The 24,828-nt window shown below is 46.6% G+C and carries 26 protein-coding genes and 2 tRNA genes (1 of these 28 cut by a window edge); 7 read left to right on the top strand and 21 right to left on the bottom strand.

The features are described from left to right. The 10 genes from ZMOB_RS06725 to ZMOB_RS06680 all read right to left on the bottom strand — a co-directional run. Positions 1-1,411, bottom strand: the 5' portion of a protein-coding gene (locus tag ZMOB_RS06725) for a ribonuclease J (protein ID WP_011241594.1). Its footprint begins 230 nt before the window's first position; the window shows 1,411 of its 1,641 coding nt (coding positions 1-1,411); its start codon is at positions 1,409-1,411; its stop codon lies off the left edge, out of view. A 47-nt stretch (positions 1,412-1,458) separates the two neighbouring features. Next, entirely contained in the window at positions 1,459-2,286 is an 828-nt protein-coding gene (locus tag ZMOB_RS06720) for a type III pantothenate kinase (protein ID WP_011241595.1), read from the bottom strand. 28 nt (positions 2,287-2,314) lie between these two features. After that, positions 2,315-3,118, bottom strand: a complete 804-nt coding sequence (locus tag ZMOB_RS06715) for a biotin--[acetyl-CoA-carboxylase] ligase (protein ID WP_011241596.1) — start codon at positions 3,116-3,118, stop codon at positions 2,315-2,317. Next, on the bottom strand, positions 3,115-3,861 hold the full coding sequence (locus ZMOB_RS06710; protein ID WP_011241597.1) for a ribonuclease T2 family protein: 747 nt from the start codon (positions 3,859-3,861) through the stop codon (positions 3,115-3,117). The genes ZMOB_RS06715 and ZMOB_RS06710 overlap by 4 nt, the downstream gene beginning before the upstream one ends. Positions 3,862-3,962: 101 nt before the next feature. Next, on the bottom strand, positions 3,963-4,946 hold the full coding sequence (nadC, locus tag ZMOB_RS06705; RefSeq protein ID WP_014500980.1) for a carboxylating nicotinate-nucleotide diphosphorylase: 984 nt from the start codon (positions 4,944-4,946) through the stop codon (positions 3,963-3,965). A 21-nt stretch (positions 4,947-4,967) separates the two neighbouring features. Next, the gene (gene nadA / locus ZMOB_RS06700) at positions 4,968-5,966 is read right to left on the bottom strand and encodes a quinolinate synthase NadA (protein WP_014500979.1); all 999 of its coding nucleotides are present in this window, start codon (positions 5,964-5,966) and stop codon (positions 4,968-4,970) included. 14 nt (positions 5,967-5,980) lie between these two features. Further along, complete coding sequence (locus tag ZMOB_RS06695) at positions 5,981-6,607, bottom strand: DUF4230 domain-containing protein (protein WP_011241600.1); 627 nt, start codon at positions 6,605-6,607, stop codon at positions 5,981-5,983. A 35-nt stretch (positions 6,608-6,642) separates the two neighbouring features. Then, the gene (gene grxD, locus ZMOB_RS06690) at positions 6,643-6,975 is read right to left on the bottom strand and encodes a Grx4 family monothiol glutaredoxin (protein WP_014500978.1); all 333 of its coding nucleotides are present in this window, start codon (positions 6,973-6,975) and stop codon (positions 6,643-6,645) included. A gap of 48 nt (positions 6,976-7,023) precedes the next feature. Then, complete coding sequence (locus ZMOB_RS06685) at positions 7,024-7,257, bottom strand: BolA/IbaG family iron-sulfur metabolism protein (protein ID WP_014500977.1); 234 nt, start codon at positions 7,255-7,257, stop codon at positions 7,024-7,026. A 4-nt stretch (positions 7,258-7,261) separates the two neighbouring features. Further along, positions 7,262-7,630, bottom strand: coding sequence for a DUF1476 domain-containing protein (locus ZMOB_RS06680; RefSeq protein WP_011241603.1), 369 nt, complete (start codon positions 7,628-7,630; stop codon positions 7,262-7,264). A gap of 368 nt (positions 7,631-7,998) precedes the next feature. Here ZMOB_RS06680 and ZMOB_RS06675 point away from each other — a divergent pair, with 368 nt between their 5' ends. Beyond that, positions 7,999-8,487: a DUF2497 domain-containing protein gene (locus tag ZMOB_RS06675; RefSeq protein WP_014500976.1), complete on the top strand. Its 489-nt coding sequence runs from the start codon at positions 7,999-8,001 to the stop codon at positions 8,485-8,487. Between the two features lie 154 nt (positions 8,488-8,641). Here the strand turns inward: ZMOB_RS06675 and ZMOB_RS06670 are convergent, their stop codons facing one another. Continuing rightward, positions 8,642-9,493, bottom strand: a complete 852-nt coding sequence (locus tag ZMOB_RS06670; RefSeq protein ID WP_011241605.1) for a glutaminyl-peptide cyclotransferase — start codon at positions 9,491-9,493, stop codon at positions 8,642-8,644. Between the two features lie 142 nt (positions 9,494-9,635). Here ZMOB_RS06670 and ZMOB_RS06665 point away from each other — a divergent pair, with 142 nt between their 5' ends. The 6 genes from ZMOB_RS06665 to ZMOB_RS06645 all read left to right on the top strand — a co-directional run bounded on the left by ZMOB_RS06665 (position 9,636) and on the right by ZMOB_RS06645 (position 15,885). After that, complete coding sequence (locus tag ZMOB_RS06665) at positions 9,636-12,290, top strand: valine--tRNA ligase (protein WP_014500975.1); 2,655 nt, start codon at positions 9,636-9,638, stop codon at positions 12,288-12,290. Positions 12,291-12,422: 132 nt separating this feature from the next. After that, positions 12,423-13,424 (top strand): porphobilinogen synthase, encoded by a 1,002-nt coding sequence (hemB, locus tag ZMOB_RS06660; RefSeq protein ID WP_011241607.1) that lies wholly within the window; start codon positions 12,423-12,425, stop codon positions 13,422-13,424. Then, positions 13,417-13,854, top strand: coding sequence for a hypothetical protein (locus ZMOB_RS06655; RefSeq protein WP_252507262.1), 438 nt, complete (start codon positions 13,417-13,419; stop codon positions 13,852-13,854). The genes hemB and ZMOB_RS06655 overlap by 8 nt, the downstream gene beginning before the upstream one ends. 21 nt (positions 13,855-13,875) lie before the next feature. Next, positions 13,876-14,025 (top strand): hypothetical protein, encoded by a 150-nt coding sequence (locus ZMOB_RS10400; RefSeq protein WP_252507261.1) that lies wholly within the window; start codon positions 13,876-13,878, stop codon positions 14,023-14,025. Between the two features lie 322 nt (positions 14,026-14,347). Beyond that, positions 14,348-14,424 (top strand) — tRNA-Arg (locus ZMOB_RS06650). A 354-nt stretch (positions 14,425-14,778) separates the two neighbouring features. Next, on the top strand, positions 14,779-15,885 hold the full coding sequence (locus ZMOB_RS06645) for an AbrB family transcriptional regulator (RefSeq protein WP_014500974.1): 1,107 nt from the start codon (positions 14,779-14,781) through the stop codon (positions 15,883-15,885). 123 nt (positions 15,886-16,008) lie between these two features. Here ZMOB_RS06645 and ZMOB_RS06640 read toward each other — a convergent pair whose 3' ends face one another. The 10 genes from ZMOB_RS06640 to thrC form a co-directional block, all read right to left on the bottom strand. After that, positions 16,009-16,950: a 2-hydroxyacid dehydrogenase gene (locus ZMOB_RS06640; RefSeq protein ID WP_014500973.1), complete on the bottom strand. Its 942-nt coding sequence runs from the start codon at positions 16,948-16,950 to the stop codon at positions 16,009-16,011. Between the two features lie 54 nt (positions 16,951-17,004). Beyond that, entirely contained in the window at positions 17,005-17,640 is a 636-nt protein-coding gene (locus tag ZMOB_RS06635) for an epoxyqueuosine reductase QueH (RefSeq protein WP_012817615.1), read from the bottom strand. Between the two features lie 180 nt (positions 17,641-17,820). After that, a complete protein-coding gene (locus ZMOB_RS06630) occupies positions 17,821-18,897 on the bottom strand; it encodes an alkene reductase (protein ID WP_011241612.1) in 1,077 nt (358 codons plus the stop codon). Positions 18,898-19,083: 186 nt separating this feature from the next. Beyond that, positions 19,084-19,506, bottom strand: coding sequence for an AbrB family transcriptional regulator (locus ZMOB_RS10395; RefSeq protein WP_252507260.1), 423 nt, complete (start codon positions 19,504-19,506; stop codon positions 19,084-19,086). Next, positions 19,439-20,194, bottom strand: coding sequence for an AbrB family transcriptional regulator (locus ZMOB_RS06625; RefSeq protein ID WP_252507259.1), 756 nt, complete (start codon positions 20,192-20,194; stop codon positions 19,439-19,441). Before ZMOB_RS06625 ends, ZMOB_RS10395 begins: the two co-directional genes overlap by 68 nt. 4 nt (positions 20,195-20,198) lie before the next feature. Beyond that, complete coding sequence (locus ZMOB_RS06620; protein ID WP_014500972.1) at positions 20,199-20,765, bottom strand: hydrolase; 567 nt, start codon at positions 20,763-20,765, stop codon at positions 20,199-20,201. Between the two features lie 262 nt (positions 20,766-21,027). After that, positions 21,028-21,102, bottom strand: a tRNA-Gly gene (locus ZMOB_RS06615). 186 nt (positions 21,103-21,288) lie between these two features. Further along, the gene (locus ZMOB_RS06605; protein ID WP_011241615.1) at positions 21,289-22,164 is read right to left on the bottom strand and encodes an RsmD family RNA methyltransferase; all 876 of its coding nucleotides are present in this window, start codon (positions 22,162-22,164) and stop codon (positions 21,289-21,291) included. Positions 22,165-22,190: 26 nt separating this feature from the next. Further along, positions 22,191-23,417 (bottom strand): M16 family metallopeptidase, encoded by a 1,227-nt coding sequence (locus ZMOB_RS06600; protein ID WP_014500971.1) that lies wholly within the window; start codon positions 23,415-23,417, stop codon positions 22,191-22,193. After that, complete coding sequence (thrC, locus tag ZMOB_RS06595) at positions 23,414-24,811, bottom strand: threonine synthase (RefSeq protein ID WP_014500970.1); 1,398 nt, start codon at positions 24,809-24,811, stop codon at positions 23,414-23,416. Before thrC ends, ZMOB_RS06600 begins: the two co-directional genes overlap by 4 nt. Positions 24,812-24,828 lie beyond the last annotated feature (17 nt).

Here is a 24,828-nt window from a genome sequence, read left to right as displayed (position 1 = left end):
TATCAACCGCTAATCCGACAGAAATCAGGCCATTGATAGCCATTTTCCGACGTTCCCCAATAGTGGGGCCATTAGCTGAAAGGATAACGTCTCCATCCAGCAAGAGACGACCTGTATTTTCATGACTGACAAAAACCGGCCCTTTCGGCGCAAGACGAATAAGATCGCCATTTCCTTGCACCAGACTGCGCGGAATACCGGTTGCCAAACCAAGCCGTGCCTGCTCGGCCATATGACGCAATTCGCCATGCACCGGAATAAGCATTTCTGGCCTTATCCAACGATACATCGCCTGTAAATCAGGCCGTCCCGGATGCCCCGACACATGAATCATGGCCTGACGATCCGTGACCATCCGTATACCCTTGGCAGCCAAAGCATTCTGGATACGCCCCACCGCCATTTCATTTCCGGGAATCTGACGAGAGGAAAAGATAACGCTATCGCCTGCGGATAATTTCAAATGATGGCTATCAAAAGCAATCCGCGACAAGGCCGCCCGAGATTCTCCCTGCCCACCGGTCGCGACGATCATCACTTTCTCGGCAGGCATACGCATCGCTTCATCATAAGAAAGCGTTTTTGGGAAGTCTTGCAAATAGCCCGTGCTTTGGGCGATTTTGATAATCTTTTCGATAGATCTTCCGGCAATCACCAAATGACGACCGACATCTTGGGCCACCTGCCCCAATGTCTGGATACGCGCCGCATTCGAGGCGAAAGTCGTCACCAAAACCCGTCCGGGAGCCTTACGGATAACTTCATCCAAACCTTTTCTGACATCACCTTCAGAGCCAGAGGTCTTTTCGTTAAAGGAATTGGTTGAATCGCAAACCAAGGCCAAAACGCCATTATCGCCGATTTTTCGGAGCATTTTCGCATTGGTCGTATTGCCGACCAAAGGATCATCATCCAACTTCCAATCACCCGTATGGAATACATTGCCATAAGGGGTTTCGATCAGAAGCGCGTTGCCTTCGGGGATGGAATGGGCAAGCGGAATATAATTGAAACGAAATGAACCGAGTTTAAAGCGGCCATTATTTTCGATAACATGGAGCTTTACCTTATCGGCGATACGCTCTTCTTGTAACTTGCTACGGATCAGTCCAGCCGTAAAAGGCGTTGCATAAATCGGAACGCCCAAATCAGCCGCAAGATAAGGAATGGCACCAATGTGATCTTCATGACCATGGGTGATAACAATACCCAAAAGGTCTTTGGCGCGCTCTTCTATGAATTCGATATCCGGTAAAATAACTTCAACACCCGGATAGCTGGCATCACCAAAAGTGATACCCAGATCGACCATCACCCATTTGCCATCACAACCATAAAGATTGGCATTCATACCGATTTCGCCTGACCCACCAAGGGCCAGAAAAAGGAGTTCTTTACCTGGTCTTTTCACAGACTATTATTCGCTTTCATCTTAACAGAGTAGTAAAAAATCCCCGATTACAGGGGGCTAAAATCTGCGGCAAACCCACCGGAATGCGCAGTGAATTTCGTTGGCGCTTTCTGTTCGTAAAGGAGCGCCATCCCTCGAATAGTCAAATCAGGCTCGATCACGTCAAAAACAGACGTATGGACCGCAAAGAGAGAGGCCAGACCACCGGTCGCGATCACAGTAACAGGCTGTCCTATTTCCTGTTTCATCCTCTCGGTTAAGCCTTCAATCATAGCGATATATCCCCAATAGATACCGCTATGCATACTTTCTTCGGTGCTACGGCCGATTACACTGTCCGTTTTTGGTATCTCGATCGCAATACGCGGCAAGCGAGCCGCTTTTCCGACCAAGGCATCCAAGGACAGGTTAATACCCGGGGCAATAATCCCTCCACGATAAGCCCCTTTTTCATCCACCCAGTCAAAAGTTGTCGCGGTTCCGAAATCAATCGCTATTTTATGGCCGGAATGAAGGTGATGCGCGGCCAACGCATTAACCAACCGATCCGCGCCCACCGTTTCAGGACTGATAACATCAATATCAATCCCCCAATCCAAAGGCGGTGTTCCGGCAATCAAGGCTTTCACCCCGAAATATTTGGCCGATAAAACCTCAAGATTATGTAACGTCCGCGGAACCACGGTGCAAATAACGACACTATCAATTTCTTCGCGTGTAAATCCTCCGATAGCCATTAGCTGTACTAGCCAAACGGCATATTCATCTGCTGTCCGCCGACCTTCTGTAGCAATCCGCCATCGCGCCCGAATTTCCCGCCCATCGACCAACGCAAAAACTATATTTGTATTGCCGGCATCAATAGCGAGCAGCATGTATCAATTCCTGAACAAAGAAAACATTTTATGACCTAGCTAACAAAACATCTCCGCTATGAAACAGACATATCCGATCATTTTGTAAACGTAACTTTAGAGCGCCGTCGGGATCAAGACCCGCAAAATATCCGGAAAGCAATTCACCGTTTTCCTTGTGGATAGTAAGCGGAGTATGAATATTATGTGCTCTTTTCAACCAGTTATCATGAATAATTTCAATACCCTGTTTACGCCAGATATCCAGCCAATCAGCAAAAGAAGCGACTAAGGCTTCAGAAAAAGCCTTTTTTTCTGGTATCTTATCCGCAAAATCAGCCAAAGCCGCTGTCGGCCTATCCAGCTTAACAGCCTGTTTCAGATTAACACCAAAACCGAAAATCATCGCATCCTGATGACCTTCGATCAAAATTCCCGCGCATTTTGCGCCTTTCAACATCAAATCATTCGGCCATTTCAAAGAAAGCCAATCCGCTTTCACAAAAAGACTAGCTGCCTGATATAGCGCCAAAGCCGCAACAAAAGCGAGGCCAGACAGGGAAGTATCGGTTTCTCTGATCCGAACCAAACCGCTAATAGCCAGATTACCTTCGGGTAATTGCCATTTGCGACCTTGGCGCCCCCGCCCTTTTGTCTGTTTATTGGCCAGCAACCAAAAACCCTCGGGAAGGCCTTGATCGGCTAAAAGCCGCATATCGCTATTGGTGGATTCTGTTTCTTCCACCACGCGGATACGACTATGTTCAGGCCATAAAGTAGTAATATCGACTTTTTCAGCAAAGGCCTTTTGATTAGCCTTCATTTCCAAAGAACAGGCTTTAACATGACTCATCCAAAAACAGGCCGCAATTGGAAACCGGGCTTCACTTTTATTTTGGTATCCGCAGGCGGTGTGACACTATCCGCAAGACAATTCTGAAATTTGAAGTCGGCATTATAGCATAACCGAATGCCGGTAAGCCAATTTTTGTGGTTAACCACTACTTTTATAGCCTTGCTATCTAAATGACGGTTAGCCTCAACAAAGGCATCTTTCAGCTTGGCAATCGTCAGATCAGGATCGCTGGATAATCTATTCATATCTGGAAAATGAATTTTCCGAAAAAGCGTTGATATGCGGGAGAAATAATCTTCGGCCTTAGAGGCCGTACATGCGCCGTATTTTGTCCATTGCTGCTGCACTAACTGCGCCGAAGGCGTGACATCAGCCATTTTATCAATCGTGGCAAGCGGTAAGGCCGTCGCTTCCTTACAATATTGCAACCGCTTCCCCGCGGCATCAACGCCCCATAACCCATCGGAAACAAAACTGAAAAAGCGCCCTGTCCCACATTGATACGCATCGGCGGCGTGGGTGGTTTTACCGCGACAATATTCCGGTGACCATTGCAGTGCCAATGTATAACCTGCAATATCGGCCTCATATTTATCAGATTTGTCAGACGCTTCGGTAACAATATCACTATGAGCAGGCGCTATTATTTTGGAAGGTCGCCCCCAAGCATGACTGCCATAGCTGCCCAATAAACAGCCAGCTAAAATTATTTTTCGAAGAAGGCTGAAGGTATTTTTCACTGATTTTTCCTGAAATAGCCGGCAGGAAACATCGGCTATGAAAACTGAAAACCAAAGACTAAATACCGCATCATCGGCTTCTGACAATAAAAAACGCGCGATCAAGCTGACGGCAAAAGGGAGAAATCCAAACCGATATCAACCGCGGGGGCAGACTGGGTTAAACGACCGACGGAAATATAGGTAACTCCCGTTTCTGCTCGCGACCGGATGTTATCCAGATTAACGCCGCCGGATGACTCGGTCGGAACTCGTCCCTGAACTAGGGAGATAGCCTTCTCAAGTGTCTCAGGATTCATGTTATCCAGCAACAGATGGGTTGCCCCCTCTTCCAAAGCAGGCGGTATCTGTTCCAAAGTATCAATTTCAACAATGATATAAGGAATAGCGGCTTCAACCGCACGACGGACAGCCAAAGCAACACTTCCGGCAACGGCGATGTGATTATCCTTAATCATCGCGCCGTCATCCAGACCCATGCGGTGATTTTGCGCGCCCCCCATGCGAGTGGCGTATTTTTCAAGCAGACGTAATCCGGGAATGGTTTTGCGCGTATCCAGTAAAATGGTGCCGGTGCCTTTAATGGCCTCGACATAATCGCGGGTCATAGTCGCAATACCGGAAAGATGCTGGCAAAGATTAAGAGCAGATCTTTCACATTCCAATAAAGCCCGCGCCTTCCCTTTTATTTTCAAAAGGGTCTGCCCTGCTGGCAGATAGGTACCATCCTTGGCTAAAATTTCAATTTCAGCCAAAGGATCAAGGGCTTTAAAAAATGCAGCGGCCAAGGGTAATCCAGCAATAACCATCGGCTCACGGCTGGCCATAACCCCCGAAAAGACGGCCTCTTCGGGAATAACCGCCATTGCCGTTATATCGCCCGCCTCACCCAGATCCTCGGCCAAGGTCGAACGAATAAAGGCTTCCGCATCAAAACCATCGATATCAAGCACCGAAGTTGTTGGCAGGTTGATATTCTTTGCCCATGAAGGGGCTTTGGCCTGCTTATCATTTTGCCATGGGGTGGTTTGATGAAAAGCCGAACGTGGTGGATGACCTGTTGTCTGCTGTGGATTATCCTGCATCAAATAAAGCCCTTCACATCGCTATTGAGCAGAAGCCATCGCGCCCAGATCACCCGCGCCGACGGTTGAAGCTGCCATTTCCAGCATTTTATCCAGCGGTTTTTTCGCGGCCAAACGCGTTTTTTCGTCCAGCGTGACTTCTGGTGCCTTGTTTTTCAAAGCCAGATAGAGCTTTTCCATCGTATTCAGCGCCATATAGGGGCACATATTACAATTACAGTTACCATCCATACCCGGCGCGCCGATAAAGGTCTTATGCGGTGCCGATTTTTCCATCTGGTGGATAATATGCGGTTCAGTGGCAACAATAATGGTATCTGAATCCGATTTCAGCGCAAATTCTAAAATAGCGCGGGTAGAGCCGACGACATCGGCATGATCCAAAATGGCCGCCGGACATTCAGGATGGGCAGCAATCGGGGCATTAGGATGAAGTTGTTTCAGCTTTAATAATTCGGTTTCTGAAAAATTCTCGTGAACAATACAGGATCCCGGCCACAACAACATATCCCGTCCGGTTTTCCGGTTTAACCATGCACCCAAATTGCGATCAGGCGCAAAGATGATCGGCTGACTTTCGGGGATCTGTGATAAAATCTTTTCGGCTGATGACGAGGTAACGATAATATCTGATAAAGCCTTCACCTCAGCCGAACAGTTGATATAGGTCAATGCGATATGGTCAGGATGGGCTTTACGGAAAGCCGCCAACTCTTCCGGTGGGCAGCTATCTTCAAGGGAACATCCGGCTTCCATATCAGGAACCAAAACTGTTTTTTCAGGTGATAGGATTTTTGCGACTTCTGCCATAAAACGAACGCCGCAAAAAACGATAACATCCGCATCTGTTTCAGCCGCCTTACGGGAAAGATCGAGACTGTCACCGATAAAATCGGCAATATCCTGAATTTCGGGCGTCTGATAATAATGCGCCAAAATAACAGCATTGCGTTCTTTTTTCAGACGCTTGATCTCTTGCACCCAATCGGTCTGAACCAAATTATCCAACGGCGCATTCATTCCCGATATACTCCTTAATTCCGAAAGCGGACTTCAACATTTGCAGTAACACCGACTGATTTAAGAGGCATTGAAAAGGCTCTCTCAACCGCGCGGCATGCCGCTTCATTTGCCAGCTTCATTGACAGATTATTCCTAGCCTGTCGTGATAAATCTTCTATAGCAGCTTTTCGGTTGGCTGAATCAAGCTGTTGTTCAGCATCCGTCAGTGCCATAAGCACGCCGCCGGAGTCATATTCGCGGACGGCGGCCATATCAACTTCGGGTTGGCTAATTTCCAGCGGGGGCAAATCTACCGTCAAAAGATGACGGTCATTATCCCAATGTAAATCTTTCGGAGTTAGAGCCGCCAGATTGACTTCATAGCGGACGTTGCCCGGCATAATCAGCGTTTTTCTCGCTGATAAGCCAAAATGCTGTTCACTCGCCGTGGAAACAGCGACATAACGCGCCATAAAAACCGTTAACCGGTTTTCTTCTCGGACGGATTGCAGGCTACTGCGGGTAATGCTTTCCAAAGAAGGACGGGGATATAAATCCCAAAAATGGCTTTTCCCCGTCCTGATCGTGAAAAGGATCATCCCTAGAAAAAGCAGAATGGCGATCAAAAACCAGACACGCTTTTTCGGAAAATTTTCCATAGACGATATACTATTCCCAGTTATTCGCCTGTCGCTTAATTTTTGCGGGCGATATTTTCTTTCTGCATCAATTCAGCCAATTCGCCGCTTTGATACATTTCGGTAACGATGTCACAGCCGCCGACCAGTTCACCTTTGACATAAAGCTGCGGGAAAGTCGGCCAATCAGAATAAACCTTAATGCCTTGTCTGATTTCTGGATCTTGTAAAACATCGACGGAATCATATTCAATGCCAACCGCATTCAGAATAGAGACGATCTGATTGGAAAAGCCACATTGAGGAAAAAGCGGGGTGCCTTTCATGAACAGCACTACCGGACTTTTTTCCAGAATTTCTTTGATCCGGTCGTTAATCGTATCGGCCATAAACAATATTCCTTATGTAGAGGGTAAATTTCTAAATTAAAGATGATCTTATTCAGGAATACGGGTCGTCAGCTTTAAAGCGTGCAGCTCTTCCCCCATGCGCCCGCCAAAGGCATCATAAACGCGGCGATGCTGTGCCAAACGCGATAATCCCTTAAAAGAAGCCGCTGTCACAATGGCACTGAAATGATCGCCATTCCCGTTCAAATCGACGACTTCAATATCAGCATCAGGAACCGCTTTTATAATATATTGTTCAATTTCTTCGATAGTCATCGCCATGATGCTACACAACTCCCAATAATTGACGCTTGGCTTCGACCGATTTCTGATCCAGCATCGCCCGAATTTGGCTTTCTTCTATCTCGACCTGCGCCGATAAAAGATCCCCCATCAATCGGGAAAGGATGCTCTCTTCATCCATCTCTTCAAAACCGGCACCGACAAAACCTTTGGTATAGGGATCGGCTTCTTCGGGGGTAAGATGCATCATCTCAGCCGCCCATGTTGCCAGCAAACGATTGCGCCTTGCTAAAAAGCGAAGCAGCATTGCTTGATCTCGTGAAAAAAGTTCCTCGGCTGTTTTTTGATGGAAAGAAGCTTCATGCGAATCAGAAGCAGCAGAACCTCTGTGACCGGAAGCGTGGATGCCCATATAATCTCCTGCTCTTTTCCAAGAATGTAGGAAGCCCGACAAAGCCACACAACAGGCTATTGATAGAAGCCAGACAGAATGGATAAAATAATCATATAAAAACCGATTTTATTATAAAAAATCTGAATATTTCTGATTGATTATAAAGACAACACCCCTAATCCAGTTGAAACATCAGGATTTTATGGTGTATTCTTGCCCAAGAATTCGGCTCAAGTGATCCGTTTTCAAGATAACCAGATCAAGAACCCTTCTTGTAAAAGGCCATTTCAGGCTAAAATATCACAGTGATAGGGTCGTTAATATAATTATACAAAACTATTCGTGACAAAAAAAACAGAAACAGGCACATTGTGAGCATGATTGATATGCGCCCTGAACCTTCGATGGAAGACATATTGGCTTCTATCAAACGCATTATTGCCGATGGTGATCGTAAACCCAATGGCCGAACTTTGTCTCCCGAAGGCGATCGTTTCGACGATCTGCGTCGGCGTGACTCAGATAGCAGTGTTTTGGAGTTAACGGATCCTATTTCCTCTAGCCCGTCGAAGGATCAGCAGATGAATAACGACCACCGCGATTATAATGAAAATAACACTCCGTTAAACGGCAATGCTTCGAAATCGCAAGACAGCTTGATGTCAGAAAGAGCCGAACAAGCCAGCCGTCAGGCCTTGAAAAATCTGTCTGCCATGATGGTCAGCCAGTCATCCCATCAGGATTTGACGCTGGAAGATCTTGTAAAAGATATGCTCCGCCCCATGCTGAAAGAATGGTTGGATTCTAACCTTCCTGCTATTGTCGAAGCGATGGTATCGCGCGAAATCTCCAGAATTACTGGCCAGCATTTCTGATTTTCAAACCGATTACGGCTTTTTACATAATAGCGTTCGTCTGTTGAAATAATCGCCTCCTGAAAATCCACTTTTCAGGCAGGGTTTGGCGATATTCAAGCAGGCTATCAGAAAAGCCTTTCAACCGAAGAACCATCTTATTGACGGGCAGTCATTACTTATGACCGCCCACACGCTGGGTCAGGGTAATTTCAAACACTTTCGGCCATAATTTTCCGGTTACAAATAACCGATGATGCTCTTTATCCCAGGCAATACCATTCAAAACATCAATAGGTGACGGCAAAGGCCCTGCTTCAGCCAATATACCGTTCAGATCAATAATTCCCGTGACCTTCCCCGTTTCAGGGTCAATCCGAACGATTTTATTCGTCTGCCAGACATTAGCAAAGATTTCACCATCGACCCATTCCAACTCGTTTAATTCCGGCAGTTCTTCGCCATGGGCTGTCACCGTAATCGTGCGGACAGGGGTCAAACTTTCAGGGTCAAGAAATCGCAAAACCGGCGTGCCATCACTCATGATCAGATATTGATCATTATGCGTCAGCCCCCACCCTTCGCCATCATAGTTAAAACTTCTGACTTGCCGAAGATTTCGGATATTCCAGACAAAGCCCAATCCGTTTTTCCACGTCAAGCCGACAATTTTATCTTTCCAATCGCTAATCCCTTCACCGAAATAGCGTTTTCCAAGCTCTATTTGCTGGAGGGTTTTGCCGCTTTCGATATCGACTTTTCGAATAGAAGAGCGACCATTCAAACCGGTGCTCTCATAGAAATAGCCGTTCCGATAAAAGAAGCCTTCAGTAAAGGCCTTGGTATCATGGGGATAGCTGTGGACGATCTGATAATCATAGATAGGAATAGAGGGAGTCGCGGCATGGGAAGCGACCGAACAGACAAGAATAACCGTACAAAAAAGCAGGAAAAAGCTGATAATCTCGGATATCACCAATATAATGGTGGGCGAGAGTGAAAGATCTTTCGAGCGTTTTCTAAACATTCTTTTTCCCTGAAATCGGGTTATCCGTCCTCTTTACGATCAGGCTATACGCCTTTCGAAAGGAAGAATCCTTCTAAAAAAGCGTATTAAAGGTAATATTGCGACTGGCATCCCCCGAAAGGAGGCGATAGAAACAGCCCCTATGACCATAGATAAGACGTTTGATCCTGCCGCGATAGAATCCCGTTGGTATACCCATTGGGAAGAAGAAGGCTTATTCCATCCGGAAAGACCGGGAGCTGATCCTTTCACTCTGGTCATTCCGCCGCCCAACGTGACCGGTTCCTTGCATATCGGCCATGCGCTTGATGACACATTACAAGATATTCTTGTTCGCCATGCCCGATTGAAAGGCAAAGATGCCTTGTGGGTCGTTGGCACCGACCATGCCGGTATTGCGACCCAGATGGTCGTAGAGCGCAATTTAGCCAAGATTGGCCAGAAGCGCACCGACATGGATCGCGAGACTTTTGTCAACAAGGTCTGGGAATGGAAAGCCGAATCAGGCGGCACGATCACCCGCCAGCTTCGTCGTCTGGGTGCCTCTTGTGACTGGGCGCATGAACGCTTTACTATGGATGAAGGCTTCTCGAAAGCCGTTATCAAAGTTTTCGTTTCGCTTTATAATGAAGGCCTGATCTACCGTGATAAACGGTTGGTCAATTGGGATCCTCATCTGGGAACGGCTATTTCCGATCTTGAGGTCGAAAACCGTGAAGTCCAAGGCCATTTCTGGCATTTCCGCTATCCGTTAGAAGACGGCTCCGGCGAAATTATAGTCGCCACTACCCGTCCAGAAACCATGCTTGCCGATATGGCGGTCGCGGTTAATCCTGAAGACGATCGCTACAAAGCCTTGATTGGCAAGAATATTCGCTTGCCGATTACGAACCGTTTAATCCCGATTATTGCCGATATCCATGCGGATCCCGAATTAGGATCAGGGGCGGTTAAAATCACTCCGGGACATGACTTCAACGATTTTGAAGTTGGAAAACGCGCGGGTATTAAACCGGCTGATATGCTGAATATGTTGGATAGCCATGCCCGCGTTATTCAGACGGCTGAAAATGATGTTCCAGAAGAACTGATCGGCCTTGACCGCTTCGAAGCCCGCCAGATTATCGTCGAAAAAATCGACGCGCTCGGTCTGCTCGATAAAATCGAAGATCGCGTTATTCAGGCCCCTTATGGCGACCGTTCAGGTGTTCCGATTGAACCTTGGCTGACCGATCAATGGTATGTTGATGCTGAAAAATTGGCACAACCGGCTTTAGAAGCGGTTCGCTCTGGCAAGATTAAAATCATTCCCGAAAGCTGGACGAAAACCTATTATAATTGGCTCGAAAATATTCAGCCATGGTGCATTTCGCGTCAGCTTTGGTGGGGGCATCAGATTCCGGTCTGGTATACCGATGATGGTCAGGCCATCGTTGCCGAAAATGAAGAATCCGCCCAAGAAAAAGCAGGCCAAGGCGTCAATCTCCGGCGCGATCCTGATGTTCTGGATACGTGGTTTTCTTCGGCTTTATGGCCTTTTGCCACTTTGGGATGGCCGGATACAGATCCAAAATCCCTAGGCCGTTACCCGAATGACGTACTGATTTCTGGCTTTGATATTCTGTTCTTCTGGGATGCCCGCATGATTATGCAAGGCCTGCATTTCATGAAGGATGTCCCATTCCCGAAACTGTATCTTCACGGTTTGGTGCGCGCTGCCGATGGCTCGAAAATGTCGAAATCCAAGGGCAATACCGTTGATCCTCTGGGGCTGATTGACAAATATGGCGCGGATGCCTTGCGCTTCACGCTTTGCGCCATGGAAAGTCAGGGTCGTGATATCAAGCTCGATGAAAAACGGGTTGAAGGCTATCGTAACTTCGCTACCAAATTGTGGAATGCTGTCCGCTTTGCCCAGAATAACAACTGCGCCGTCAACACGTCGAAACAGCCACCAGAAGCAACGTTAACAACCAACCGCTGGATCATTGCCGAAACAGCCAAAGTTGCCCGCGCACTGGATCAGCATATCGAAGATATGCGCTATGACGAATTGGCGAACAGCCTGTATCATTTCGTCTGGAATGATTTCTGCGATTGGTATCTGGAACTGATCAAACCGATCCTGACTTCAACCGAAGATCAGAATCAAGGTGAGCTTCAGGAAACCTTGGCGGTGCTCGGCTGGGTCATCGACCAAATTTTGATTATGCTTCATCCGATTATGCCCTTCATCACCGAAGAATTATGGCATGCCTTGGGTGATCGCGATCATGATTTGATTGTGGCGGCATGGCCGGATTATAAAAATTGGTCGGTCGATGAAACCGCACAAAATGACATTGATTGGCTGATCCGCCTGATTACCGCTATTCGGGCAACCCGATCAGAATTAAATGTGCCCCCCGCTTTAAAGGTGCCGCTGCATAGCCACGGTATCCCTGAAAAGGCGGCGCATAATCTGGAACGCTTTGATCCTTTCATCAAACGTCTGGCACGTATCGAGTCTATCCATGAGGAAGCAGCGCCCAAAGGCGCGGCGGCACAGATTGTTGTCGATGAGGCAACTTTCGTTCTTCCCTTGGAAGGAGTCATTGATCTTGATGCCGAACGGGGACGACTCAAAAAAGCGATTGAGGCCGTTGAAAAGGAAAAGACGGCGACAGAAAAGCGTCTTAGCAATCCCAATTTTGTGGCACGGGCAAAAGCCGAAGTTGTTGCAGAAAACAGGGAAAGACTGAATAACTTCACAGGTGAAATCACCAAGCTGAAAGCAGCGCTTGAACGCTTGATGTAATAGACGCCTAGAAATACCTCTCAAAAGACCCCTGCCCTTTTGTTCAGAACGGTAGGGGTTTTTTGTAGATATCTTCGATTCCATAGGATTCTGACTGGTCATTACAACAGAGCTGTTTTAAATAAATTAGCTATGTCTTTAGTCCCTACACAATATCCGGCAACGCGCCTGCGTCGCCTCCGTGCTTCCGCTTGGAGCCGGAGCATGCATTCCGAAAATGTCTTGACCCCTGCCGACTTTATCTGGCCGTTATTTGTGACGGGTGGGAAAGGCGTGAAAGAGGCCGTTCAATCTATGCCCGGCGTTTTCCGCTGGTCTGTTGATCTGATTGTTGAACAAGCCAAATTAGCGCACAGCCTCGGCATCCCTTGTCTGGCCTTATTCCCGAATACCGATATCGCCAAACGCAGCGAGGACGGTCGGGAAGCATGGAATGCTGATAATCTGATGTGTCAGGCTATTCGCGCCATCAAAGACGCGGTTCCCGATATCGGCTTGTTAACCGATGTCGCCTTGGATCCTTATACCAGCCATGGTCACGACGGCGTTATTGATGCGCAGGGCTATGTTCTGAATGACGAAACCAAAGAATTACTGATTAAACAGGCTCGGGTTCAGGCCGAAGCCGGTGCCGACATTATTGCCCCTTCCGATATGATGGATGGACGGGTTGCCGCTATCCGCGACATGCTGGAAAGCGAAGGCCATCGCAATGTCCAGATCATGTCCTATGCCGCTAAATATGCGAGCGTTTTTTATAATCCCTTCCGTGATGCGGTCGGTTCGGCTGGTATTTTCAAAGCCGACAAGAAGACCTACCAAATGGATCCGGCTAATAGTGATGAAGCCTTGCGCGAAGTCGCTATGGATATCGCAGAAGGCGCAGACAGCGTCATGGTCAAACCCGGCCTTCCTTATCTCGATGTGTTATATCGCGTAAAAGAAAGCTTTAAATTGCCGGTCTTTGCCTATCAGGTCTCTGGTGAATATGCGATGTTAGAAGCCGCCTTTGCAGCCGGTATGCTCGACAAAGATAAGGCCGTTCTAGAAACCCTAACCTGCTTCAAACGCGCTGGAGCCGCAGGTGTTTTAACCTATCATGCGGTTCATGCGGCAAAGCTTTTGAATGGCTAATCTTTCTTTTCTCAAAAAATCTGCCCCATCCCGCCTCCCTTACAGGCCATTTTATGGCCTGTTGGGTGTCGGCTTGGGTTGCCTCGGCTTGGGCCTTTCCGGCTGCAAAGCCGATAACCGTTTTCCGTCTTTGGCGGCGCGACCATTGGAACAACAGGTCACGCGGATACATATTGCCGAAGACGCGCCACCCCAAACGGTCAATCTACCGGATGATCCCGAATTTAATGGCCAGCTCGAAAAAATTTTGGAGGCGGCTGAAAAGGGACATCGACTTTTCGAGAAACAGGCCAACCAACTTTCGGCTCAAATCGCCAAACTTCATTTTTCCTGCAAGGCGGCTGATAATCAATGTCTTTCCGCCAAATCACAAAATGAAAGCTGGATTACAGCACAACAAAACCTCACCAGCCTCGCCTCTTCTGGGTGAGACCCTCTTCTCAATGCCTTGATGCAGCTAGAAGAAAAACGCGTTTCTCTACTGCAACATGCCCCGCCGATCAGCGGACAAAGACTAAACGAAATTTCGGATAGACTACAGGACATGGACAAAGCCGAAAAAGAAAAGGTCACAGAATTGGGTGAAACACTTCAAAATTAAGTTTTTTACCTGTCTTCACTGAAAAATCTGATTCTATAGATTTTTTTCAGGCACATTGTTCTTTCTCAAGAAAGCGTGACTATCCTCATTTTACGATAGTCACGCTTTTTTCTCTTTTTTCCTGACTTTATGGCTTTTGCAGCAAGGCGAGACCTTCTCAATGAGAAAAACAATGCCCTATTCCGAAAAGCGAGGTCTCTTTTTTCAAAAAAAATGACAAATCTTAAAAATAACGCTTGCATAAAGAAAAGAGTTTCTCTAAGTCTTCGCCACAGACAGAGACAAAGACCTTAAGTTTTTGAATTGTCTTTAAAATTGGTATGCGCCCGTAGCTCAGCTGGATAGAGCATCAGACTACGAATCTGAGGGTCGGACGTTCGAATCGTTCCGGGCGCACCATTTACTTTCTCCTTAAAATTTAAAATAAATACCTCCTTTTTGAAGGTTATTTGTCGCAATAGAAACCGTATCATAATTCAAGATACTGTCTATTTGACGCTATTTCTCTTTTCAAAAAATAAACTTTGTTTTTCTTGTTTGATTATAAACAAGAAAGCTTATTATATTTTATAATTATAAAATACTATACAGATCTTCCTTTAAACTATTTCCCGATTCGGATATCTAATAGGCCTTTATTACCACTGGATGGCCTGATATCCGGTTATCATCATAAAATTAGAATGGTGATGTTTTCCATGCGGCTCTTAATATTTTTCGGTCGCAGATGATGACTAGTATATTGAGATTTGAATGGTGAAATTTCTATGCCCGCCCTCCCGCTGGACATTAAAAAACTGGCCGGGGTTATGGCAATGGACAGGGCTGATTCTGGTGTCAGTTTTTTTCACCTTACTTTGGAATAGCCTTCATATGCCCGCGGCTTTGTTATTAGGGCCCATGTCAGCAGCTATCCTTTTTTCGGTCATGAACGGCCATGTCCATTTATCTCAAAAACCCTTTTCTTTTGCCCAAGGCGTTATCGGCTGCATGGTCGCCCATAATCTCTCCTTTAAAATATTGGGGGAGATCATCAAAGACTGGCCTATTTTCTTAGGCGGCGTTTTCTCGGTTATTATTATCAGCAATCTGATCGGGTGGTTGTTAACCCGCTTAAAACTCTTCCCCGGTACAACAGCTTTATGGGGGGCTGCCCCCGGCGCGGCAACTGTCATGACGCTTATGTCAGAATCCTATGATGCCGATATTCGCCTTGTTGCTTTCATGCAGTATTTTCGGGTGATCTGCGTTGCAGTCATCGCCTCCTTTATCTCCCAAATATGGATGGCTTCCAGTAATAGCGGCTATCAACTACCGTCTATTGTATGGTTTCCCCCTATGGATTGGACGAATTTTGCAAAGACACTTGCCCTTATTATAGTGGCTATCCCGATTTCCCGACTTTTGCATATTCCGAATGGCCGCTTGCTCTTGCCGTTATTTACAGGGCTGATTCTGCAATATCTGGGCTATATTCATTTAACCCTGCCCCCTTTATTATTGGCTTTCAGCTATACGATGTTAGGCTGGAATATCGGATTGCGCTTCTCCCGCGCGGTTGTCAGTTATGTGGCTCATTCCTTTTTTCAGGTTTTCGCAGCTATTATCGTTCTAATCCTGCTTTGTGGATGTATGGGCGCTTTATTGGCGCATTTTACCCATATCGACCCGTTAACCGCTTATCTTGCAACCAGTCCCGGCGGATCAGATTCTATTGCGATCATCGCGGCCTCATCTCCTGACAAAATAGACATGGCCTTTATTATGGCGATGCAAACCGTCCGCTTGATTGCGGTTTTATTGTCGGTGCCTTTTATGACCTTTCTTTCCCATTACCATACTCAGAAAAGCAAAGCCTGACAGAGACAAAATCTCTTTTCCAGACAGGCCCGAATATACCTTAATATTCGGGCATTTTTTTAAACAGCCTCTATGTTAAAATTGCCTAACATCCGCCTTTGCAGACTGCTCTTTTTCCCTGAACTAATACCCCAAAACCCGATTGCAACTGACAGGGATCACGCCTGTTTGGCGATAATGGTGGATATTTTGGGCAATAACCTTGGAAGCTGAAACCGGATTAGTCGTGGCAGCAATATGCGGAAAAACGGTAATCTTTGGATGAGACCAAAAAGGATGCTCTGTCGGCAAAGGCTCCTGCGCAAAGACATCTAAAAAAGCATGCCTTATTTTATCTTGTTCTATATAATCCAGAAGGTCGGCTTCAACCAGATGCGCCCCTCTTCCAAAATTGATTAAGCAGGCATCAGGGGCAAGAAACTGAAAAATATCTCTATTCAAAATAGCGCGCGTTTGCTCTGTCAAAGGTAGTAAATTCACCAGAATATTGGCCTGATCGACAGATCGCCGTAATCCCTCGTCTCCATGATAGCAGGTAATATCTTGTAAATTTTTGGGCGAACGACTCCAGCCATGAACTGAAAATCCCAAAGAAGCCAACATTGCCGCCGACACATGCCCCATTTCACCAAATCCCAAAATCGTGACAGAACGCTCACGGGTAGAAACGGGCGGATGCTGTCGCCATAATTTTTGTTGTTGCTGGGATTGATAAAGATCAAAATCACGATGGAAAGCCATGACAGCGGCAGTAACCGTTTCCGCCATGGCCTGCGCTAAATCGGGATCAATCAAACGACAAATGGGAATCTTCGGTAAAGTCTTATCCGTCAAAAGATTTTCGACGCCCGCCCACAGGCTTTGAATCCATTTCAGGTCAGGAAAATCACCTAAAACCCCAGAAGGCGGATTCGCAACCAAAGCAATTTCAATCCCGCGCCTATCCTGAATCTGATTCAAGCTAAGGATATTTTCTTCAGGCATTATCGCCTGTAAATTTTCTTGCCATTGCGCCTCAATCATCGGCGATAAGCGGGTCGCTAACAAAATAGGCGCTTTCTGCATTACTCTACAGCCTTCACATTATATCCCAAATTCATATCAGACTTTCAAAAGGCGTTATTCCTTACCGTAATATTTCCGCATTTTGATGGATGGGCGGCCTTGGGAATTTCGATGGGCATTGGCATCCCGCAATGAATGGGCGCAACCGCAATATTCCTGCTGGTAAAAATTCTCGCGCTTGCTGACTTCGATCATGCGGTTAGTGCCCCCTTTTTTGCGCCAATTAAAATCCCAATAGCGCAACCCTTCATAGCGTGCTGCCGCCTTCTGACCACAAGCAATTACCTGCTCAAAATTTTTCCAACGGGAAATACCCAAAGAGCTACTCATCAAAGGAAAACCATGCTCATGGGCATAAAGAGCCGTCTCCTCTAACCGGATATCAAAACATAAACTGCAACGCGCTCCTCTTTCCGGCTCATGCTCCAGACCTTTGGTGCGCTGAAACCAATAGTCGCTATTGTAATCACCATCGACAAAAGGCACGCCCAATTTGTTGGCAAAGCGAATATTCTCTTCTTTGCGTAACAAATATTCGGGTTCGGGATGAATATTCGGATTATAAAAGAAAACGGTATATTCAATACCCGCTTCAAAAAGTCTTTCCATGATTCCGCCAGAACAAGGGGCGCAACAGGAATGTAACAAGAGCTTTTCAGCTTGATCGGGAAGAAGCAGCGATAATGACATATATCAGCGATCGTGAACCATTATTGTTAAAAGCAAGGCTCTGACCTTAAGCGATAATCGCAAAAAAAACAGGCTATTGATTAAAACACATCTCCATAAAATCGGAAAATAAGGTAAAATCAGCCTATCAATAGGCCTGCCTATGAAGGGCATAGACAGGCCATAAGATCTTCTTTTTTATCAATCCCCAAGCAAAGGATAATCCGTATATCCCTTGGGGGTTTGGGTATACCAAGTCTCAATCACATCTTTGGTGAGGGGGGCTTTCTCAAAGAAACGCCGTGGCAAATCAGGATTACCGATAAAAGGCCTTCCAAAACTGATGGCATCGGCTACACCGGAATCAAGGGCAGCTTGCGCGGTTTCAAAAGTATAATCCTGATTAAGAACCAAAGGCGGTTTGAAAACTTTTCGGATTTCAGGCGATAATTTGGGCTGATCTGTTTTGCCAAAGGTGCCATCAACAGCCCCTTCTCGCATCCCTAAAAAGGCAATATCCAAATCAGACAACATTTTGGCCGCCGGTATAAAAACCTGTTCGGGATGACTATCAACCGTCCCCTGTATTTCACCATTCGGTGATAACCTAACGGCCGTCCGCTCTTTCCCAATGGTTGCAATAACTCGTTCGGTGACGTCTTTCAGCAAACGAATACGGTTTTCAACTGCACCCCCATATTCATCATGACGATGGTTGGTGCTATCCCGTATAAATTCGTCAATCAAATAACCATTAGCGGCATGGATCTGTACGCCATCAAAACCGGCCTTCAAGGCATGACGGGCAGCCTTTTCATAATCATCAAGAAGACGCGGAATTTCATCCAATCGCAAAGCGCGGGCAACATCATAAGGCTTTTTACCATCATAGGTATGCCCCAATCCGGGTGCCTGACTGGCAGAAGGCGCAACAGGCTGCATCCCACTGACATTAGACGGCACCATACGTCCCATATGCCAAAGCTGAGCAAAAATAAGACCGCCGGCATCATGCACGGCCTGCGTAATCGGCAGCCAGGCTTCTACTTGGGCATCACTCCAGATTCCCGGAGCATAAGGCCAGCCCAAACCTTCCTGACTAATGCCAGTCGCTTCTGAAATAATCAGTCCGGCGCTTGCCCTCTGGGCATAATATTCAGCCATTATTTCAGTAGGGACATGATCGCGCGTGGCACGGCCACGGGTCAGAGGCGCCATCCAAATTCTATTTTTTGCGGTAAAAGCGCCGAAGCGGATGGGATCAAACAAGCTAGGCATAAACGCAGACTCCCAAAATATCAGTCAAAAATCTGTTACCTTTATGGGCGTCTATTCTACTCTATTTTGCCAGATACACCATCCACCACGGTATAATATTATAAAAAATATAGTTATTATATTTATATATTATCTTACTCAAAAAACATTTTTATGTTTATCTAAAATGTTAATAATAGAATACTATTATTCTAACGGGATAGTTTCTTTCTGTTGCTCGGCTTTATTTCGACTTAAACGTCCGGCAATAGTCGGCGCGGTCAACAAAACCACCACAAAGCGGACTGTCTGCATCCCCATAACAAAAGGCATATCGACCGGACTTGAGGCAGCAACCACCGCCACAGAATCAACACCGCCAGGGCTAGAGGCCAAATAGGCAGTTAAAAAATCGACATGCGCAATTTTAGCCAGAATCAAAGCCAAGCCACTACATAAAAGAATCAGAGTCAAAATAGAGGCCAAGACTCGAAAGAAAGAACGGGCAGCATAGCGGACAATTGATCTCGAAAAACGAAGCCCGATACTCCATCCGACTAGACTATAGCTGATAGCAAGAAGCCATGTCGGCAATTCGATAGTGAACCAACCGGCATCCTGAAGCACCACTTCCCAGCCCCAAAGGCAATAAGATACCTCCAGCCGGAATCCGGAAACGAGCAGCAAAAAAGGTTGTTACCGCAATAAAAGCGAGTGTTTTCAGGAAAGCTGCCAGATGAATCGGTGGAAACCAGATAATATTTGAGACAACAGGATGATGCCCCATAAATATTTGGGCAATCAAAGAGGCAATCAACGCAACACAAACAACCCGTAAATATTGCATAAAAGCAACCAGCCGGACATCTGCCCCGTAGGATTCTGCCATCAGGGTCATTGTCAAGGCGGCTCCGGGTGAAGACCCCCATAATGCCGTGGTTCCTGGTACGACATTAAAGCAAACCAGCAACCAGCCCAGTAATGAGCTGACCAGAATAACAGATACGACCCCCGCCAAAAACAAAGGCCATTGCCGCAGCATCGCATCCAATATCGGAAGCGGCATACTATGGGCGATCATGCAACCGATCACCCCTTGCGATAGCATGAAAGGCCATCTTGGAACGGCAACCGTTCCTTCCATGACCGCAACTAAAATAGCCGCCGCCATCGCCCCCAGCAACAAGGCCGCCCCCAAATGGAGCACTTCAAACAGACTGATAAAAAGAACAGATCCCAAAAGCAGGCTAGCCCACTGGATCAGAACATGATGGTTAGCAAAGGAAAACCGGCGACAAGCAGAAGGAAGAATAAACATCCGGTTATTTCAGAACGATATTCTGACTTTGGACTACATGCGCAAGACGAGGAAATATCTGTTGAACCGCCATGTCATGCAAGGCTTGAGAAAAACTGGTGCAACCATCTTCTGTAATCACGAGATCATAGCCATGCTCCCATGCCTGCCTTGCGGTTGACTCAACACCAAAATTGGTCGCGATACCACTTAAGACAATCGTCTGGATTCCTCGCCGTCTTAGTTGAAGATCAAGCTCCGTTCCATAAAAAGCACCCCACTGCCTCTTCGTAATCACCATGTCACCGCTTTGCTTCAAACCATCTGCAAGCTGATCCCATTCAGGCGAATAACCACCTTCTGGATATTCGGCAGGCTGATCTACATTTCGTGGCGGCACATCAGGAAAGTTTTCCGAAAAGGTCACTCTGACCAGAAAAACCGAAGCGCCTGCCTTTCTAAATTTTTTAGCTAGAGTCTTACCAACAGAGAGCGCCTTCTCGCCACTATAAGGTTCCAATGGCAGATTGATGATACCATTTTGTAAATCAATTAAAACAAGGGCTGTCGTTTCGGGATTAAGGGAAAACATAGTAACGCGTTATCTCCATGATTCAGTGAGCGCATAAGACACAGATGTACGCAACTTATGAAACAGGTTGATTGCTTAATAGAAGCAATACACCCGATAGAATCGATCTGAATATAGACGCCTGCCTAAAAGCTTGCCAGTATCGCCTCTTTTCAGAATAGAGATCCACTTTCAAAGCCCGATAGCCTTGATCAGAAACAATTTTTAAGGGGAATGGGATAGATACAAAAAAAGCACCCTAAAGGTGCTTGTTTTTAGAAACTGGAGCGGGCAAAGGGATTCGAACCCTCGACCCCAACCTTGGCAAGGTTGTGCTCTACCCCTGAGCTATGCCCGCTCTGGCATTTCGGTTAACCGTTTCCGGTGCCGTGGAAGGGTCACTAGCATTGCTTTTTTATTCCGGCAAGCTCTTTTTGCAAAAAAAAATAAAAAAAACGCTTTTTTTTTAAATTTGGGGCAAAAAGAACCGAAAAACCAAGTTTTTCAGAAAGCTATGCCTTTATCAAAAACGCAAAATTAGGAATCAGTCATTTTTCCAACGGGCAAAAATAGCCGTTGGCAGATTAAGACCTCGCGCTTCTTCTTTGATTGCCATTTCACCGACTTCAACACAGCCTCCCAAATGCTGGGTAGCTTGAGATAACAGTTCACCAATGGCTAAAGCTGACATTCTGACAGCATAGACAGTCAACACCAAAAATTTTGATTTTTGATCCAATAATTTGACAGCTTCATCAATTAAATCAGATAAATTTTCTTCAAGACGCCAAACTTCATGAGCAGGCCCCCGTCCAAATTTGGGTGGATCCATCAAAATACCATCATAACGACGATGGCGACGCACCTCTCTGGCTGTGAATTTCACCGCATCATCAACTATCCAACGGATAGGCTTATCCGTAAGCCCAGAAAGTTCAGCATTATTCTTAGCAGAAGCAACTGACTTTTTAGACGCATCCACATGGGTAACTTTGCCCCCTTTTGCAGCAAGAGCAAGGCTACCGACGCCCGTATATCCGAAGAGATTAAGAATTTCGGCATCTTCAGTAACACGTTCCCGCATCCAAGCCCATTGTGGTGCCATATCCGGGAAAAAAGCTAGATGGCGAAAAGAAGTGTTTTGAGCCAGAAAACAAACATCTTCCCATTGGAGAAGCCAACCGTCCTTAGGCACATAAGGTTTTAAATGCCATCTCCCGCCGCCATCTTCATCAGAAGCACCGATAAATTCGCCGTCAGCTTGCCAGTTATCTTGCGCAGGACGCCACATAGCCTGTGGTTCAGGACGGATAAAATGATAACGGCCATAGCGTTCTAGCTTACGCCCATTGCCACTATCAACCAGTCCATAATCTTCCCATGCTTCGCCTGTCAGGGTGATCAGGGAATCAATCGCCATTTTATCCTGCCTTTTATCTTTTAATTTTATGAAATCGTGAGGCCATCACCAACGCTGGCAAGCGCTTCACCTTGGGAAAGGGAATACTGTCCGACAGAACGAATGTCATCCAAAGAGACAGTATCAATCCATTCGACGACTTCTGAGGGATTCACAATACGGTTATGAATTTGAATTTGGCGACCCAGATGATCGCAACGAGCAGCCACACCTTCTAGGTTCATTAAAAGACCAGCCCTTGCCTGAGCCTTAGCGCGCTGCAACTCTTCTTCTGAGACAGATTCAACTGTATCAGCCATAATTTGCCGTATCAATGTAAGGGCTTTCGACGCATCTTTTTTGTCAGCCGCACAATAGATGCCAAAGATACCCGTTTCAATCCAAGATTGAGACCAGCTATAGACAGAATAGACCAGCCCCTCTTCTTCCCGAAGAATCTGGAATAAGCGGGAGGACATTCCTCCGCCGAGGATAGAAGCCAGTAAAGCCGAAGCGTGGGAACGAATATCCTGATAAGAAAAACCGCGATAGCCTAAGGCAATATGCGTTTGGTCACTGTCACGATGGTCATCATAGCGGCCGGTCGTGAATTTTGCTTTTTCAACAGCCAGTGGTTGGCCTTTGTCCCAGTCACTAAAACGACTTTCAGCCATTTTCAAAAAAGCATCTTCGTCTATTTTCCCAGCGGCCGCGAGGACAAAACCTTCTGGTTGATAATATTGCTTAACCCATTGGCTTAAAGCAGGACGATCGATAGCTTTTATGCTTGTCTCATTCCCTAAAACCGGTCGCCCCAAGGCTTGATCTTTAAAAGCAACAGATTGTAGGTAATCATGGATAATGTCATCAGGTGTATCATAGGATTCACCCAATTCAGATAAGACAACGCCCTTTTCCCGTTCAAGCTCTTCTCCATCCAAAGTCGGAGAACGCACCAGATCAGCAACCAACTCTAATCCCAAATCCCAATATTCGGAAAGCATTCTTGCCTGAAAAACAGTATGGTCTCTAGCTGTCCATGCGTTTAGTTGGCCACCACAATTTTCAGCAGCCTCGGCAATCATACGAGCATTTCGCCCAGCAGCCCCTTTGAAAACCATATGTTCGACCATATGAGCCAGACCACTATAACGATCTGGTTCGGAGCGGGCGCCCACATTAGAATATAGGCCAACGGCCATCGTCTCGACTCCCGACATCGGTTGAAGAGCGATGGCCAAGCCATTGGATAAGCGGTGAAGCCTAGGACTCAAAGCTGGAATCCGGCATCAATATAAGCCTGAATTGTCTGACGTGACGCAGGCAGTTCAACATAGCGTTCTTCACGGCTGTAAAGATCAGCCAAACGATGCGGCAGAGGAGCGTTTTTACCCGTAATACGGGAAACAGCATCAGGGAATTTTGCCGGATGAGCCGTTGCCAAAGTAACAACCGGAACATCCTTTGGAAGATCTGTTTCACGGGCGGCCGCCAAACCAATAGCCGTATGAGGATCAATAACCTGTCCTGCTTTATCGGAAGCCCAACGCATGGTCGCAGCCATTTCATCGGGATCAATGCGTTTGCTGCTGAATATCGTTGCAGCTTGCTGGCGCATTGCATCAGAAATCTGAATAGCACGACTCTGTTCAAATTGCGCCATTGTTGCCGCCAAAGAAGCCGCATCCCGACCATGAAGGTCAAAAAGCAAGCGTTCAAAATTGGAACTGATTTGGATATCCATCGACGGCGCATCGGTCGGGGTTACATTACCGACAGAATAATCACCGGCTGACAATGCCCGATAAAGGATATCATTGATGTTAGTCGCAACGATCAATTTTTCGACAGGAAGCCCCATTTTTTTGGCAGCGTAACCCGCAAAAACATCACCAAAGTTACCAGTAGGAACAGAAAAAGCGACTTTCCGATCAGGTGCACCAAGACGAACAGCCGCATAGAAATAATAAACGATCTGAGCCATCAAGCGAGCCCAGTTAATCGAATTAACAGCGCCCAGACGATGACGTTTTCTAAAGTCGCTATCGTTGAACATGGCTTTGACAATAGCCTGTGCATCATCAAAGCTACCGTCAATCGCGACATTATGGACATTTTTGTCGAGAACCGTCGTCATTTGGCGACGTTGAACTTCGGAAACCCGACCGTTGGGATGCAACATCACAATTTGCACGCCAGCTCGTCCAGCAACAGCAGATATAGCCGCCGATCCAGTATCACCGGAGGTTGCTCCGACGATTGTCAGATCCTGTCCTTTTTCTTCGGAAAGGAATTTTTCAAATAAATGACCTAGAAGTTGTAAAGCAACATCCTTGAAAGCCAAGGTCGGGCCATGAAATAATTCCAGCAAGAAATGCCGTTCATCTAACTGAACCAACGGCGTAACAGCTGCATGGTTGAACTGACCATAAGCGGCTCCGCACAGATTTTTTAATGCCTGATCGTCGAGCACACCGCTGACAAATGGCCGCATAACCGCAACAGCCGTATCGACATAGGACAATCCTGCTAATGCAGCGATATCCTCGCGGCTGAAGGCTGGCCAATTTTCTGGCACATAGAGACCACCATCCGAGGCAAGCCCGGTTAAGGTAACGCCCTTAAAATCCTGCGCGGCTGCCGCGCCCCTTGTACTGATATAGCGCATGATGTCCGCTCAATTCT

It is taken from the genome of Zymomonas mobilis subsp. mobilis ATCC 10988 (genome assembly GCF_000175255.2).
Lineage (GTDB): Bacteria > Pseudomonadota > Alphaproteobacteria > Sphingomonadales > Sphingomonadaceae > Zymomonas > Zymomonas mobilis.
The sequence above is the reverse complement of the archived record's forward strand: the minus strand, read 5'-3'. Positions and strand labels throughout refer to the sequence as shown.

What these genes read in the sequence shown, in the direction of transcription:
- ZMOB_RS06720 (WP_011241595.1), bottom strand. Translation starts at nt 2,286, where the DNA reads ATGCTGCTCGCTATTGATGCCGGCAATACAAATATAGTTTTTGCGTTG.
- ZMOB_RS06715 (WP_011241596.1), bottom strand. Translation starts at nt 3,118, where the DNA reads ATGAGTCATGTTAAAGCCTGTTCTTTGGAAATGAAGGCTAATCAAAAG.
- nadC (WP_014500980.1), bottom strand. Translation starts at nt 4,946, where the DNA reads ATGCAGGATAATCCACAGCAGACAACAGGTCATCCACCACGTTCGGCT.
- nadA (WP_014500979.1), bottom strand. Translation starts at nt 5,966, where the DNA reads ATGAATGCGCCGTTGGATAATTTGGTTCAGACCGATTGGGTGCAAGAG.
- ZMOB_RS06695 (WP_011241600.1), bottom strand. Translation starts at nt 6,607, where the DNA reads ATGGAAAATTTTCCGAAAAAGCGTGTCTGGTTTTTGATCGCCATTCTG.
- grxD (WP_014500978.1), bottom strand. Translation starts at nt 6,975, where the DNA reads ATGGCCGATACGATTAACGACCGGATCAAAGAAATTCTGGAAAAAAGT.
- ZMOB_RS06685 (WP_014500977.1), bottom strand. Translation starts at nt 7,257, where the DNA reads ATGGCGATGACTATCGAAGAAATTGAACAATATATTATAAAAGCGGTT.
- ZMOB_RS06680 (WP_011241603.1), bottom strand. Translation starts at nt 7,630, where the DNA reads ATGGGCATCCACGCTTCCGGTCACAGAGGTTCTGCTGCTTCTGATTCG.
- ZMOB_RS06675 (WP_014500976.1), top strand. Translation starts at nt 7,999, where the DNA reads ATGCGCCCTGAACCTTCGATGGAAGACATATTGGCTTCTATCAAACGC.
- ZMOB_RS06670 (WP_011241605.1), bottom strand. Translation starts at nt 9,493, where the DNA reads ATGTTTAGAAAACGCTCGAAAGATCTTTCACTCTCGCCCACCATTATA.
- ZMOB_RS06665 (WP_014500975.1), top strand. Translation starts at nt 9,636, where the DNA reads ATGACCATAGATAAGACGTTTGATCCTGCCGCGATAGAATCCCGTTGG.
- hemB (WP_011241607.1), top strand. Translation starts at nt 12,423, where the DNA reads ATGTCTTTAGTCCCTACACAATATCCGGCAACGCGCCTGCGTCGCCTC.
- ZMOB_RS06655 (WP_252507262.1), top strand. Translation starts at nt 13,417, where the DNA reads ATGGCTAATCTTTCTTTTCTCAAAAAATCTGCCCCATCCCGCCTCCCT.
- ZMOB_RS10400 (WP_252507261.1), top strand. Translation starts at nt 13,876, where the DNA reads ATGCAGCTAGAAGAAAAACGCGTTTCTCTACTGCAACATGCCCCGCCG.
- ZMOB_RS06645 (WP_014500974.1), top strand. Translation starts at nt 14,779, where the DNA reads ATGGTGAAATTTCTATGCCCGCCCTCCCGCTGGACATTAAAAAACTGG.
- ZMOB_RS06640 (WP_014500973.1), bottom strand. Translation starts at nt 16,950, where the DNA reads ATGCAGAAAGCGCCTATTTTGTTAGCGACCCGCTTATCGCCGATGATT.
- ZMOB_RS06635 (WP_012817615.1), bottom strand. Translation starts at nt 17,640, where the DNA reads ATGTCATTATCGCTGCTTCTTCCCGATCAAGCTGAAAAGCTCTTGTTA.
- ZMOB_RS06630 (WP_011241612.1), bottom strand. Translation starts at nt 18,897, where the DNA reads ATGCCTAGCTTGTTTGATCCCATCCGCTTCGGCGCTTTTACCGCAAAA.
- ZMOB_RS06625 (WP_252507259.1), bottom strand. Translation starts at nt 20,194, where the DNA reads ATGTTTATTCTTCCTTCTGCTTGTCGCCGGTTTTCCTTTGCTAACCAT.
- ZMOB_RS06620 (WP_014500972.1), bottom strand. Translation starts at nt 20,765, where the DNA reads ATGTTTTCCCTTAATCCCGAAACGACAGCCCTTGTTTTAATTGATTTA.
- ZMOB_RS06605 (WP_011241615.1), bottom strand. Translation starts at nt 22,164, where the DNA reads ATGGCGATTGATTCCCTGATCACCCTGACAGGCGAAGCATGGGAAGAT.
- thrC (WP_014500970.1), bottom strand. Translation starts at nt 24,811, where the DNA reads ATGCGCTATATCAGTACAAGGGGCGCGGCAGCCGCGCAGGATTTTAAG.